13 protein-coding genes and 1 riboswitch are annotated in these 12,993 nt (G+C 47.0%); of the genes, 3 read left to right on the top strand and 10 right to left on the bottom strand.

Annotated features, from left to right (window positions below; genetic code table 11):
• Positions 1-74: 74 nt before the first annotated feature.
• Positions 75-575, top strand: a complete 501-nt coding sequence (locus BW944_RS06565; protein ID WP_076557947.1) for a phosphatidylglycerophosphatase A family protein — start codon at positions 75-77, stop codon at positions 573-575.
• Between the two features lie 5 nt (positions 576-580).
• Here BW944_RS06565 and BW944_RS06560 read toward each other — a convergent pair whose 3' ends face one another.
• From BW944_RS06560 to BW944_RS06530, 8 genes are all read right to left on the bottom strand, one after another.
• On the bottom strand, positions 581-1,354 hold the full coding sequence (locus BW944_RS06560) for a TIGR01457 family HAD-type hydrolase (RefSeq protein WP_076557945.1): 774 nt from the start codon (positions 1,352-1,354) through the stop codon (positions 581-583).
• Positions 1,351-1,797 (bottom strand): DUF86 domain-containing protein, encoded by a 447-nt coding sequence (locus BW944_RS06555; protein ID WP_076557943.1) that lies wholly within the window; start codon positions 1,795-1,797, stop codon positions 1,351-1,353. Before BW944_RS06555 ends, BW944_RS06560 begins: the two co-directional genes overlap by 4 nt.
• 316 nt (positions 1,798-2,113) lie before the next feature.
• The gene (locus BW944_RS06550; RefSeq protein ID WP_076557941.1) at positions 2,114-2,389 is read right to left on the bottom strand and encodes a YutD family protein; all 276 of its coding nucleotides are present in this window, start codon (positions 2,387-2,389) and stop codon (positions 2,114-2,116) included.
• Positions 2,390-2,528: 139 nt separating this feature from the next.
• Positions 2,529-2,624, bottom strand: a complete 96-nt coding sequence (locus BW944_RS14855) for a MetS family NSS transporter small subunit (RefSeq protein ID WP_143525667.1) — start codon at positions 2,622-2,624, stop codon at positions 2,529-2,531.
• The gene (locus tag BW944_RS06545) at positions 2,624-4,156 is read right to left on the bottom strand and encodes a sodium-dependent transporter (RefSeq protein WP_076557939.1); all 1,533 of its coding nucleotides are present in this window, start codon (positions 4,154-4,156) and stop codon (positions 2,624-2,626) included. Before BW944_RS06545 ends, BW944_RS14855 begins: the two co-directional genes overlap by 1 nt.
• A 209-nt stretch (positions 4,157-4,365) precedes the next feature.
• A complete protein-coding gene (locus BW944_RS06540) occupies positions 4,366-5,904 on the bottom strand; it encodes a Na+/H+ antiporter NhaC family protein (protein ID WP_076557937.1) in 1,539 nt (512 codons plus the stop codon).
• Between the two features lie 144 nt (positions 5,905-6,048).
• Positions 6,049-6,227: riboswitch (Lysine riboswitch) on the bottom strand.
• Positions 6,228-6,321: 94 nt separating this feature from the next.
• On the bottom strand, positions 6,322-7,725 hold the full coding sequence (locus BW944_RS06535; protein WP_076557935.1) for a bifunctional metallophosphatase/5'-nucleotidase: 1,404 nt from the start codon (positions 7,723-7,725) through the stop codon (positions 6,322-6,324).
• A gap of 15 nt (positions 7,726-7,740) precedes the next feature.
• Positions 7,741-8,556, bottom strand: a complete 816-nt coding sequence (locus tag BW944_RS06530) for a sulfite exporter TauE/SafE family protein (protein ID WP_076557934.1) — start codon at positions 8,554-8,556, stop codon at positions 7,741-7,743.
• 434 nt (positions 8,557-8,990) lie between these two features.
• Here BW944_RS06530 and BW944_RS06525 point away from each other — a divergent pair, with 434 nt between their 5' ends.
• Positions 8,991-9,608, top strand: a complete 618-nt coding sequence (locus tag BW944_RS06525) for an NAD(P)-dependent oxidoreductase (protein WP_076557932.1) — start codon at positions 8,991-8,993, stop codon at positions 9,606-9,608.
• 106 nt (positions 9,609-9,714) lie between these two features.
• On the opposite strand, the gene BW944_RS06520 is transcribed toward BW944_RS06525, so the two are convergent.
• Positions 9,715-11,352: a DUF2207 domain-containing protein gene (locus tag BW944_RS06520; RefSeq protein WP_076557930.1), complete on the bottom strand. Its 1,638-nt coding sequence runs from the start codon at positions 11,350-11,352 to the stop codon at positions 9,715-9,717.
• Between the two features lie 192 nt (positions 11,353-11,544).
• Here BW944_RS06520 and BW944_RS06515 point away from each other — a divergent pair, with 192 nt between their 5' ends.
• Positions 11,545-11,898 carry a hypothetical protein gene (locus BW944_RS06515; protein WP_076557928.1) on the top strand — a complete coding sequence of 118 codons (354 nt, stop codon included), beginning with the start codon at positions 11,545-11,547 and terminating at the stop codon, positions 11,896-11,898.
• A 503-nt stretch (positions 11,899-12,401) separates the two neighbouring features.
• On the opposite strand, the gene BW944_RS06510 is transcribed toward BW944_RS06515, so the two are convergent.
• A complete protein-coding gene (locus BW944_RS06510) occupies positions 12,402-12,905 on the bottom strand; it encodes a GNAT family N-acetyltransferase (protein WP_407690080.1) in 504 nt (167 codons plus the stop codon).
• Between the last annotated feature and the right edge of the window lie 88 nt (positions 12,906-12,993).

Below are 12,993 nucleotides of genomic sequence, written 5' to 3'. Positions count from 1 at the left end.
CTGTATTCACGAGTTTGTATCTGTATAAACTCGGGTAAATGAAAATTGTAATCAGTTGTTAGGAGGAAGCTATCATGGAAAATAAAATCACGGAACTAGAACAGACCGCAAGAAACTGGCTGAAAGAACGCGGCGTCGGCATTGATGACATGGCCGATCTCGTCTATTATCTCCAGTCCAAATACCACGAAGGGCTCACGCTCGATGAGTGTCGCCACAACGTCCATAAAGTACTTCAAAAAAGAGAAGTGCAGAACGCTATCATCACCGGGATCCAAATGGACAAGCTCGCTGAGGATAATAAACTCGAAGAACCGCTTCAAACGACCGTTGTTACCGACGAGAGCTTGTATGGGATTGACGAGATCATTGCATTCGCAATCGTGAACGTCTACGGTTCTATCGGTTTCACGAACTATGGCTACATCGACAAACAGAAACCAGGCATCCTTAAAGAACTTGATGATAAGTCCACCGGCAAATGTCATACTTTCTTAGATGACATCGTAGGCGCTATCGCCGCTGCGGCTTCGAGTCGTCTGGCACACAGTGCCGCTGGAGATGACGAAGAATAGTTAAATCACCGACTTAAGCTATTCCACTCATCCAGCGTTTTCACTTTATAAGTGGGCTGTACGCGGACATCGTTCAGATCATTGAACGATGTCGCTCCGGTTTCCACCATCAGAGTATCCACCCCCGCACGGATACCTGCGAGAATATCCGTATAATAATTATCCCCCACCAGCAACGCCTCTTCTTTCGCGGTCCCGAGCACCGCCAGCGCCTGATCGATAATGAACGCCTGAGGTTTCCCTAGATAAAGCGGACGCACCCCTGTCGTAAGGGCGATCATTTCCGTAATGGATCCATTTCCGGGCAGAAGCCCTTCTTCCGTCGGGATTGCTTTATCTTCATTCGTACTTATGAACGTCGCACCGTTCTGGATATTCAAAACAGCGAGCTTCAGTTTTTCATACGACAGCTCCCTGTCGATCCCCACGACGACGATATCCGCTCCCTTTTCCGTGAATGTCGCACCACTGCTTTCCAGTGCGGCTTCGAGCCCTTCTTCCCCGATCATGTATACACTCGGATTTCCGTAGTTCTGACTTATATAAGCAGCTGCCGCCATACTTGACGTATATACCTGATCCGAACGGGCAGAGATACCCATCCCGTTCAATTTCTCCGCCACCTGGGAAGGCATACGGGAGGAATTGTTGGTGAGAAACAGGTAAGGAATACCCTCCTGCTTACACACTTCTACGAATCCAGGTGCTTCTTCAATCACTTGTTGTCCTCTGTACATCGTACCGTCGAGGTCGAGCAGCATCCCCTTGTAATTCTTCATTCTTCCCGCTCCTTCGTAAACGCCGAAACATTACCTAGCTCTGCATTCAGATAATGGCGGATGCGTTCTGGAAACTCCCGGAGGGCATCGATACAGGCCGTCCATTCGTTAAGTAGTGCTTCATGGGATACGGTGGTATACTCCCGCACGACTATTTTCCTCATATCCACGATCCGTTTATACAGATCCTCCTCTTCATAAGGAAGGACATTTTCATCCATCAGTATATCGATGATGTCATGATAACTTCCCGGGTCCCGCATAATGAAGCCGTCGATCATTTTATTACCGACATCGATGATCACTTCTATACTCATATGGGTCGCCCGCTCCAGTGCCAGACGCTCGGTAGTCGAAGTCGCCTTCGCCTGCTGCAGCTGCGGAATCAGTTCCTCTACATAGAGAAGCAAATTTTCAATCTCTTCACGATTCACAAAATACATCTAGTCCCCCAACCTTTCTGATCTCGAATGTAACAGTTTTTTTCATGGCTCTGTTATCGTTTATTGTTGATTTTCATCCCTACGGGGGGAAGCTTGCCGCGGGCATGACGCGGGCTTCCGGAACCTCACTCCGTTCAATTCCGGTGATTTTCCGTTCATGCTATTCCCGCAGGCGTCTCCACCCTTCGTCCTTAAAATCAACAACCGGCTTTAACAGAGCCTTTTCCATACAGAAACCCTCCTGTGTAAGAATATTACAAGCATCAGGAGGGTGGTTTGTCTGCAGAAACAAAAGAACAGGAACTTTTCTGTCCCATCACTTGTCGATTCTTTTCAGAATGAAGTAAGCACATCCGAAATTACAATGTTCATAAAGATAATCTTCCAGCGTGCTGATTTTCGTATCGAACGTCGCCTTCTGATTCTGATCGTCATAGAAACCTTTCAGACGGAGCTGTCCATAGCCCCAGTCTCCGACAATAAAATCATATTTGCTTAAAATATCGCTGATTCTCTGATCGATTGCTTCTTCATCCACAGCATCTCTGTGGTTTTCAATGATTTCATATTGTTTACCTAACAAATCCAGCATTCTATCACCTCTTACGTTGTAGTCAGTATACCATATTTCCGCCCGTCACAAAAAAGAGGAAGCGATATCCGGGAGGAGAACCGGAAGCCCTTATGTACGAAGAAAAGCAGCCTGCGAAAGACACAGACTGCTTTTATCTTTATTGATTTTTCGATTTACGAACAGCATTCGTAATACTGAGAGCGAGTCCGCCCCATATAATTGTAATTGTGATGATGAACATGACGACAGCCATTAGCGAGACCCCTCCTTATGGTTTGGTTTCGTCGGATCGACGAACACTGTGTTTGTCGGCCACTTCTTCATGGAGAAGGCGAAACCGATGAGAATAGCTGCGATTGCTACGACCCAGCCGAAGTAGATGAGGAAGTCCGCCGGGTATCCTGCATACGGTTCCGCCAGCTCCGAAGTGAAGTTCTGAACCATCTGGAACCCGAGTACGATCGGTGTAATGACACCTAGACATACACGCCACCAGCTCCCGAGCATCACGTCGGATGTTTTGTTTGCGTGGGTCTGCAAGTTTTTCAGCTCCCGAGCAAACCAGGCTACGGCTACGACTTCGAAGAGACCTGCAAGCGCCACTCCGTAGCTGTTGATGAAGTGATCGACGGTGTCGAGGATATTCAACCCGCCTCGTGTTGCGTACAGCAGGGAAATGATAGCTGCGATACCTCCACCGTAAATGACTGATCTCTGGCGGGAAATATTGAATTTCTCAGAGACAGCTGCTACATACGTCTCTGAAATGGAAATCATCGAAGAGAACCCGGCCAGCACAAGTGATGCGAAAAACAGGAAGCCGAATAATCCAGGTATGCCCGGTATCTGACTGATGATTTCAGGAAATACCATGAACGCAAGACCTAAACCACCGACACCTTTCTCCGCAGCAAGTCCTGCTACCGTCGTATCGTATTGGAATGCCATAAACCCGACAGCGGAGAATACCCCGATACCTGCAAGGATTTCGAAGGACGAGTTCGCAAAACCGGTTATGAAGGCATTGTTCGTAATATCAGACTTTCTCGGCAAATATGAAGCGTATGTGACCATGATCGCAAAGGCGATAGATAGACTGAAGAATATTTGTCCATACGCCGCTATCCAGACGTTCGGATCCGCGATCCTGCTCCAATCCGGTTCGAAAAAGCTGTTCAAGCCGGCCATGGCTCCCGGTAGAGTGACAGCACGGATGACAATGATAAGAAACAGTACGACAAGGGTCGGGATGAAAATTTTGTTAGCTACCTCAATCCCTTTCTTGACTCCTCTTGAAAGCGTTCCCAAAACTATCGCCCAAACAATGACGAGAGGAATCAGTACTTTCGGTACAAGACCGCCGATTTGTCCGGCGTCGACAAGATTCAGGAAGTCCCCGACGAAGAACGCTGTCGGATCACTACCCCACGACTGGCCGAATGAGTAGAATGCATACATAAGGGCCCAGGCGATAATGACCGCGTAGTAGGTGGAGATGACAAATGCGACTAGAACCTGCCACCAACCGATCCATTCCATCTTTTTGTTCATCGTGGCATAGGATTTCGGAGCGGATCCCCTATACTTGTGCCCAATCGTATATTCCATGATCAGAAGCGGAATCCCGGCAGTAAGTAGTGCGAATAGATAAGGTACGATGAATGCGCCGCCACCACTTTCATAAGCTGTTGCGGGAAAACGCCAAATGTTTCCGAGACCGATCGCCGATCCCATCGCTGCAAGTAAGAACCCTACCCGGGTCCCCCATTGTGCGCGATTTTCCATAGAAAAGACCTCCCTTTTTTTCGTTCATTTGCCCTACGATCACACATAAATTTTTCAGACAAATGTGATTATTTTCATTTCTCTGTAATCACCTATAAATTATAATGGGAAGAAACCCCTATGTCAAAAGAAAATTCAGGCAATTCTAAATAAACAAAAAAGGCCGACAGAAAGGAAAAACTCCTCCCTGCCGATCTTCCACACTTGATTCATTTTTTCGCTTTCAATACAAAGCCGATTACGATAACGACGGCAAGCGTCGCTACGAGAGGCACCAGGACGTTTCCGACGACAGCGAACAGAACATACCCGACAGAGGCTGCAATCGCTGCAATCATTGCATACGGCAGCTGTGTGAGCACGTGATCGATGTGATGGGATCCTGCCCCCGTCGAAGAAAGGATCGTCGTATCGGAAATCGGAGAACAGTGATCTCCGAAGACAGAACCGGCCAGAACCGCAGACAATGCCGGCACGATAAACGCGGGATCCGTAACAGCTGCGATTTCTCCTGCAATCGGCAGCATGATCCCGAACGTACCCCAGGAAGTTCCGGTCGCAAGTGCCATGAAACCTGCGGTGAAGAAAATGAGAAGCGGCAGATACGCAATGTTCAGGTTGGAAGCCTGGACAAGTCCGGCCAGATACTCTCCTGTACCGAGCTGATCGATGACAGACCCGATCATCCATGCGAGAGCGAGAATGTAGATCGCCGGAAGCATGGCTTTGATTCCTTCCCAGAGCACTTTCTCGAGCCCCGATTTTTCAGAAGGAAGCGTCATGTACATGACGGCCGCTGTAATCGCAGCGATCAGTCCTCCGTAAAACAGGGAGATGTTCACATTCGTATTGGCGAAGGTGCTCAAGATATCCGCTGAACCTTCTGTCCCCTGGATACCGGTGATGATCATCATTCCGACCGTCACGACGACAAGGACGATGATCGGCAGAAGCAGATGGATGATTTTGCCGTTGTCATGCGGCTTGAACTCATCGTTCAGATCTCCGGGGATATCCTTATGTTTCGGATCGGTCAATTCCCCGCTTTGCTCCGCTCTTTCTTCGTGCTTTTTCATCGCCCCGAGATCAAGCTTCAGGAAAATGGTCATAAACACCATCAGTATTGCAGCAAATACGTAGAAGTTGTACGGAATCATCTGGATAAACGCTTCGAACGCTCCGATGTCCGTGATCTCATTCGCAGCCAAAATGGTAGCGAGCGTACCGATAATGTAGGCTCCCCAACTCGAGATCGGGGAAATGACGGTGATCGGTGCAGACGTAGAGTCGATATAGTATGCGAGTTTCGCTCTCGATACCTTCTGTCTGTCGGTCACCGGTCGCGCCACCTGACCTACAGCAAGCGCGTTGAAATAGTCATCGATAAATATGATAATACCAAGAATCGCCGGTACGAGCGACGCCCCTCTTTTCGACGTCACCCGGCTCACCGCCCATTTTCCGAACGCCCTGCTTCCGCCTGAAGCAGTCATGAACGCAGTCATAATACCGAGCAATAACAGAAATGTAAGCAGGTACAGGTTCCCCATATTGAGCGCACCTTCTGTGAAGAAGATCGTATAGAATTCCTGCCACACGAGACTGAGTGTCCCTACTACATCGAATCCTGTCAGCATGAACGCACCGACGAGGATCCCGAGTCCTAGTGATAATAAAACCTGACGGGTCGCTATGACTAATATGAGCATCAGTACAGCGGGGATCAGGGAATAGATTGTTCCTTCCATGAGTCTACCTCCAAAAATATATTTTGCATGGAAAGACTACTGGGGAGTGAATATAGGAGTAATCGGAAGTTTTTTTGCATATAAAAAAGCAATGATGAAAAATAATCCATCATTGCTCCTTCAGGCAATATGATTATCCTCCATTCGATCAGTAGCGCACCATGCATTTATCAAAATGCATGACAGTACATCCTTTGTTCAAACATGTACCAGCAAGGATAGCTCGACGACTACCCCTACTTCGGCAGGGAACCCTTTTTCCGGTCGTCTTCGCTGTCACACTCTGACCGGATACTCATGTTTCCCGCTCCTCTACCTCATCGAGGCGATAAGGTCTCACGCGTATTTAATTCGGATTAATTCTATCAGCTTCATTCTCCCAATGCAAGAGCTCCGGGAAAAGAATTAAGTTAGTTTTCAGTAGGAGGTGCCTACGATTGAGCGGACGGCTTTCACTAAAACATCCCGTAGCATTTCCGGAAGATAATACGTCTTCGTTTTACTGTGACTTATTTCCGGAAAGAACTTCCCGAAACTGAACGTATCAGCTGTCGCGAAGCTGTACCAGCGATTCTTCTCCACAGGTTCTCCGTTGAACAGCACTTTCCTCACGTGCTCCTCCCCGTCTGACGAAGTCACGGTTTCGACCTCCAGCCCGGCAAAAATCATTTTCCCGATCACTTCCCCGCGAAATCCGAGGCCCTTCAACGGGAACTCGGTGATCTGTTTCGTGTGAGCAGAACGCACCACTTCCACGATTTCTTTTCCACTCAAGTGGACTTTACACGGATTCATCGGATGAGGACAGATGCGGTGAAGATCCGAATACGTAACCTCTCCCTTGCCGAGCCCTTCAAGCAGAACTCCCGCGTTCAGCATGGCTATATCCGCTTTCGTCCAGCGACGCAGTTCCTCTGTCAATTGCGTAATAAGGGGATTATCAGTAAACCAGGCTACATCAAGCGGTTCCTTAAGATCCGTAACTTTTGAATGAAGAAGGTGCTGAGCTCTCGCATTCAGCCGGTCGAGACGCTTCTTCACTTCTTTGTTTTCAGAAAGAGCCGTGGAAGCTACGGTATACGCTTCTTTGTTCTCCAGAGTGCCACGCTCATGATCCCAATCGAGAAAAATCTCTCCAAGGTGCGTCCCGTGCTTCCCGGAAGCCGTCAGAAGCACACCGTGATGCATCTCCCCTTCCGGAAGTAAATGGTGCGTATGCCCGCCTATGATCACATCGATTTCCGGATAATCCTCTGCGAGCTGGCGATCGGTATGATACCCGAGGTGGGATAATAAAATGACGACATCACTTTGTTTCTTCACCTCGTCCATATACTTTTTCATCACTTCCTCCGGCGGTTTCACGTCCCAGCCGAGAAGCTTGTAGAAAACGCGGAACGGAGCCGTCAGACCAATTACACCGATTTTCACACCTGACTCAGTCGTTTTGATTTCGTACGGCTTGAGCCAGGTCGGATCCTCTTTATCGATAGGTGTAATGTTGGCACAAACGACGGGAAACGTAGCCTCGTCATAAAGATGATACAATTCATTGTCGGAAAGCGTAATCCCTTCATTGTTTCCGATATTCACCATATCATAGCTGCTCGCATTCAGAAGCTCCACGTTCCCTCTGCCTTTCAGACCTTCGGCAATCGGATGGAAGCGGTCCATATGATCCCCGTTATCGAGAGCAAAGACAGCTTCGCCCTTTTCTTCATGCTCCCGCCTTTTCTCTTCGATATAACCTGCAAGCTGCGGCCATTTTTCAAAATGACTGTGCAGATCGCTCGTATAATAGACGAATATTTTTTCACTCATAGCTTCTACTCCTTATTAAAGTCCTTGGGAAATCAGGCGGATTCCGATCAATATGAGCAGAATACGAAGCACCCATTCTACACTTTTGGCATTCATTTTCCGGTTGACGTAGGCCCCGACGGTACCGCCGAGATAGGCACCAGGGATGAAAAACAAAGTCCTGTACCAATCCACGTGCCCGAGACCGATGTGCGTGACGGAACTCGGAATCACGGCGAAGAAAATCATGAACATCGAAGTCGCTGTCGCAATGTGCGGTGGAAGCTGGAATAGAAGAATCATCGCAGGCACCATAAGTGATCCCCCGCCGATGCCTAGCAGCCCCGATAAGGTTCCGACGATGAATGCCAAGATCACCCCGAGCGAAATCGGCACCGTATAATGATATTCTTCCCCGCCTACCGTCTTCACCCGCTCCATTCCTTTTTTGAAAAGAGACTGGGACGACTGGCGTCTCGGAAGGAAAAACAGTAGCGAAACGAAAATCATAACCCCGCCGAAGATAAGGGAGAACAGATCTCCGTCGATGAACCCGTTAATGTATGCACCTGCAATACCTCCCGGAACACTTCCGACGAGAAACAGGGCACCAAGCTTGAAATCGACCCGCTTATGACGGATATATGAAATCGCCGAGGACATCCCGGTGAAGATCATGACGATCAAGGATATCGCAACGATCCGCTGAGGTGTGACCCACGAAAACGACTCGAAATAGTCAGATAAAAATAAGAGGGAGGGAACAAGGATGACTCCCCCTCCCAGGCCGGCGATACTGCCGGCGAACGCTGTCAAAAAGCCGATAATTAGTGAAATAATAATAAAAATCATATATGTACCTTCTTTACCTATAATATTTAATTATACCTTCATTATGATGATAATAACACACGTTTTGTCCGAATGAAAAAGCACGAGTAATGAATCTTCTCGTATAGATAATTCTTCATTTATATCTATTTACCTAAGAGCAGTGCATGCAAACAATACTTTAATAACCTCCCCAAGAAGTCTAGAAGTGAGGTGTCTTCCAGATTCTCCTCTCTCACTAGATTTTCTATTTCCCAATTACGACAATATCCAAAGGTGGCTTTTCTTAAAAGTGTTATACTACTAATAAAAGTTAAAAGTGAATGAGAAATTCAAGTTTTCTCGTTAGTAATGCCATCAGCTAAAAGGTCACTAAAGAGATTTAGAGAGGTTTAAATTAAACTAATAATTCCTCTAGACAAACTTTTATAACTCATTATTCTAGGAGGAACAATATGAAAATAATTGTATTTGGTGCCACTGGAGGAGTAGGGCAACATGTTGTAAAGCAGGCACTGGATAAAGGGATGGAAGTGACTGCTTTTGTACGCACTCCTTCAAAGATAGAAGTGGCGCATGACCTTCTGAATATTACCCAGGGGGATGCTTTTAATAAGGAAGAGGTAGCTGAAGCAATTGCAGGACAAGATGCCGTCGTTTCATGTTTAGGTTCAAGTCGAGGCTTGAAAAAATCGACCGAGGTTGAAGAGATGACGAAAAACATTGTAACTGGCATGCAGGAGCGAAACGTGAATCGAATCATTTTCACGTCTTCTGCAGGTATCAACGGAGAAATGCCAGGAATAAGCGGGAAGATAATTATGAAAATACTTAAAAACGCCCTAAGAGACCATCGCAACGCAGTTGACTATATTCAATCTCATGGCCTGGATTTCACCATTGTCAGAGCGATGGGGCTAACGAATGAAACCCCGACAGGAAAATATAAAGAATCAAAATCCGGTGTGCCTGGAAAAGCAAAAACCATTCCACGAGCGGACGTTGCCGATTTCATCTTGAAAGCATTAAACGATAACCGATACGAACATTCATCTGTATGTATTTCTAAATAAAGCAATCATTCTCCTTTGTGAGAAACTTGCTTTTATGTAAAGAGATAATAAAAGCGGCTGAAAGTATTATCCCTACTTCCCAGCCGCTTCCGTCTTCCTATAAGTTTTAAAACGCTCCGGATCCTCCACCGCCGCCACCGACACCAGCTCCTCCGCCGGCCCCGGCGCCTGTAGTAGCTGAAACGGCAGCATGTTGGTCAGCCTGTTCGAAACTGTGGTCCAGCGTTCCGGCGAGCACCATGAACAGGATCAGGTCATTGCCAGTAACAGCAGTTAAGGTCAAGTCGTTGTCAGGCTTTCTTTTACCTGCTCCGATCTGGTAGAGAAATGCAGTGATCTGTTCCTTCTCTTCCCACTCCTGCCACTTGTCTCCGGTTTTCAGAGGTTCCAGTTCCTGCTTGATCCGCTGCCCTTCAAATGTAAGCGGGCGATACGCTATATCAAAGAACAGGAAGTAGAAAAATAGCACGATCGCTCCTACCATCCAGCTGTATACTCCGAAGACCGGGAATAAAATAGCGAACGGAACAACAGCGAGAGCAGCAATCCCTGCAATCCAGCGAGGTTTCGTATTATCCTCATACAGGTCATATTGCTTCACCTCCCGTTTCACTCCTTCACTCCAGGAATGGAAGCTGTTCTGATACTCCTCGATGTTCTCCTCATCTTCCAGATAAACTTCCAGGTCCTCGACATGAAACATTCCGTCGTGGCCGACCTCGTCGAAGAGCCACTCCATCAGAAGGCTTTCATGCTCATAGTCGGTGTTCCGTTGAACGATGCGGAACTCTTCTTCGGATACTTTCTCGACATACCCTTTTCGTACGAGCTCAAGCAGTGCCGAAGTCATCATCGGAATGGTGACCTGTCCGTGATTGGTAAACATGAGCGTTGCGGGCAGACTCATCGAAGTCTTCGGAAACTGACCGATTCCGCTCTGCTGACGTTCCGCTTCGCGCACGGTTTCCTGTCTTTTTCTCCAACCGGTCACACTTATGAGTAATGCCAATAAGAGAAATGCCCCGATAATATAGGGTCCCATACTACTCCAGCGCTCCTGACGCTCCGCCCTGGCAGCCATCTGTTCATCCAGTTCCTGTTTATCTGATTGGATCACGGGCAACATCGTTTCGTCCCTCGTCCTCTCTGCCTGAGAGAAGAGAGCAGCATCATACGCGACTCGTATGTCTCCGTTTTTCCCTTCGGATACTTCACCCATATCAAACGTCACTTCTCCGCCGGAAGAGATTTCAGCGGTGTCATAAGCTGCATCAAAACCGTATGCCGCTTCCGCTTCTGACGGTTCCGGAGGCATAACGGTGATCGTCATATTTTCATAATCAGACTCATTGCTTTCATCGAAAAACGGCCAGTAAAACTCGCCGACATCAGAATATACCTCGACACCGTCTTCGATAATATAGGTAAGATCGACGGTCACCGTCTCATCTTCACCGGTCCGGTGGATTTTATAGAGGTTCTCCTCCCGCTCGATTTCTAATTCAGCTCCGTCTTCAGAAGCCTGGAAGTCTGTGATAGACGTCTCCTCTTTAGGGATGAGTTCTCTCGTAATCCCGTTGAATTCCCCATCGAACGTGTACGTATGTGTTTCGCTCACTTCGACATTTCCATCATCCTGGAGCTGTGCAGTGATGTTCGTCCGATCGATTTCGTACTCCACTGCTAACACGGTCCAGGGAGAAACAAACAGTAACACCCCGAGTATGAGAATGATTTTTTTCATGGATGATCCCTCCCCTTCACCCTTATCCTACGGACGACTACAAAAAAGGTTTCACTATTTTCTCGCTCCTATGTATTGCAAGATAGAAGAAGAATTGGAAGAAATCTATCCACGGGTGGATCTGTTATTGAGAAAGGAGGCCGTGATGAATAGCAAAGAAATGATTGAAACCAATAACGGGAAACGGAGGAAGTGCTTTCGGAGACGGTCGACCATCTCTTTAAGGTCCAGAAGCATGGGCGCACGGCTGAGGAAGTGTTCGGGGACGATCCAAAGGGACATGCAGAGGATATCACCGGAGAACTACCTGCTATGATGACGAAGAAAAGAATCTCACTCGTCATCACCGGGGTCCAGAGTGATCCCGGGAAGACTATTCATCTCGGTTCTTTTCTGGTGAAGGCGTACATTCTTATCCCGCTCGGCTTCCTGTTCATCCGGTATATGGGATGGACTACGTTCAGGGATACGAAACGTTCGATCGAATTCTTGAGGCCTTCGCTTTTGGAGGGAGCGGCATTCGTTTGCTTACGTGGGTCTCCGTGAGGAATTTTGACCATTAAAAAAACCACCCCGTCGTGGAGTAGTACACATCTTTTCGGCTATTACCTATATGCAAGCGGAATCATTTTTATGTAAAAAAGTCTTCCTTATGAAATGGAAGGCTTTTGTTTATTTGGTTCCTTCGATTCTTTTCATGTCTCTCAACCCCTTTATCTTCATGGATAATTTTAGCATAACTCCCTTTATTTAAATGAGGGATGAATGCCGAAGATCTTTGTTTTATTTTGGCTTTTTGGCAAAAGCAAAGGCTCTCTTTTTTCGAACACAAGTGGCTATAAAATGGTGAATAACTCAACGAACATATTTCATGTTAAACTTAAAAACCTTTCGAAAAAACATAAACGATCAATTATGAACAACTCATTTATTACTTTTTTGTTAACAAAGTCAGGCTCGGCGTCAATGAATATAAAGTACAATATTCTCAGGCACTAAAAAACAGACTCCCCCTTTTTTGTAGAGAAAGCCTGTTTCAATAATTGCACCTATTCTGTATTCAAGTAATAGACATGATTATCCGTCCATTCCTTGTCTTCGTAAATGAACCCTTTCCGCGTACACTCGTAGATCATACCGGCCTTCTCAGCAAGTCTGATCGAAGCCGGGTTGTCGAGATTGATATGTGCCTCCATCCGGTGATAACCGAGCCGTTCAAAAGCAAGGTTCAGACCTTCAGCGACAGCCTCCGCTCCATAGCCCTGATTCCGAAACTGGTTGTGGATCCTGTATCCGAGCATCCCCCACTGGAACTCCTCTCTCATGATTGTACTAAGATCGATTTTCCCTAGGTGTTTATCATCTGATTTTCTGAAAATCCCAAGGACATATAAGTCGTCCTTCTCAGCCATCTCTTCAAATTTCTCAACCATTCCATCAAATCTCTCCTGAGACCATTCCTCCAGGTTCACCCTATCTCCATCATACTTGTGCTGAGACTGGAGTCTATGACGAAAACCTTCTCTCCATCGCTCATAGTCTTCTTTTTCCAGAGCCTTAATGTACAGACGGTCCGTTTCAGTATAAAGCTGTTTCTCTTCTGTTTTCAGTGTAATGTCCCCTTTTCATGGATATTTCTCC

The sequence above is a fragment of the Salimicrobium flavidum genome (assembly GCF_900156645.1).
Taxonomy (GTDB): domain Bacteria; phylum Bacillota; class Bacilli; order Bacillales; family Halobacillaceae; genus Salimicrobium; species Salimicrobium flavidum.
This window is presented reverse-complemented; position numbering and strand designations above follow the sequence as displayed.

What these genes read in the sequence shown, in the direction of transcription:
- BW944_RS06565 (WP_076557947.1), top strand. Translation starts at nt 75, where the DNA reads ATGGAAAATAAAATCACGGAACTAGAACAGACCGCAAGAAACTGGCTG.
- BW944_RS06560 (WP_076557945.1), bottom strand. Translation starts at nt 1,354, where the DNA reads ATGAAGAATTACAAGGGGATGCTGCTCGACCTCGACGGTACGATGTAC.
- BW944_RS06555 (WP_076557943.1), bottom strand. Translation starts at nt 1,797, where the DNA reads ATGTATTTTGTGAATCGTGAAGAGATTGAAAATTTGCTTCTCTATGTA.
- BW944_RS06550 (WP_076557941.1), bottom strand. Translation starts at nt 2,389, where the DNA reads ATGCTGGATTTGTTAGGTAAACAATATGAAATCATTGAAAACCACAGA.
- BW944_RS14855 (WP_143525667.1), bottom strand. Translation starts at nt 2,624, where the DNA reads ATGGCTGTCGTCATGTTCATCATCACAATTACAATTATATGGGGCGGA.
- BW944_RS06545 (WP_076557939.1), bottom strand. Translation starts at nt 4,156, where the DNA reads ATGGAAAATCGCGCACAATGGGGGACCCGGGTAGGGTTCTTACTTGCA.
- BW944_RS06540 (WP_076557937.1), bottom strand. Translation starts at nt 5,904, where the DNA reads ATGGAAGGAACAATCTATTCCCTGATCCCCGCTGTACTGATGCTCATA.
- BW944_RS06535 (WP_076557935.1), bottom strand. Translation starts at nt 7,725, where the DNA reads ATGAGTGAAAAAATATTCGTCTATTATACGAGCGATCTGCACAGTCAT.
- BW944_RS06530 (WP_076557934.1), bottom strand. Translation starts at nt 8,556, where the DNA reads ATGATTTTTATTATTATTTCACTAATTATCGGCTTTTTGACAGCGTTC.
- BW944_RS06525 (WP_076557932.1), top strand. Translation starts at nt 8,991, where the DNA reads ATGAAAATAATTGTATTTGGTGCCACTGGAGGAGTAGGGCAACATGTT.
- BW944_RS06520 (WP_076557930.1), bottom strand. Translation starts at nt 11,352, where the DNA reads ATGAAAAAAATCATTCTCATACTCGGGGTGTTACTGTTTGTTTCTCCC.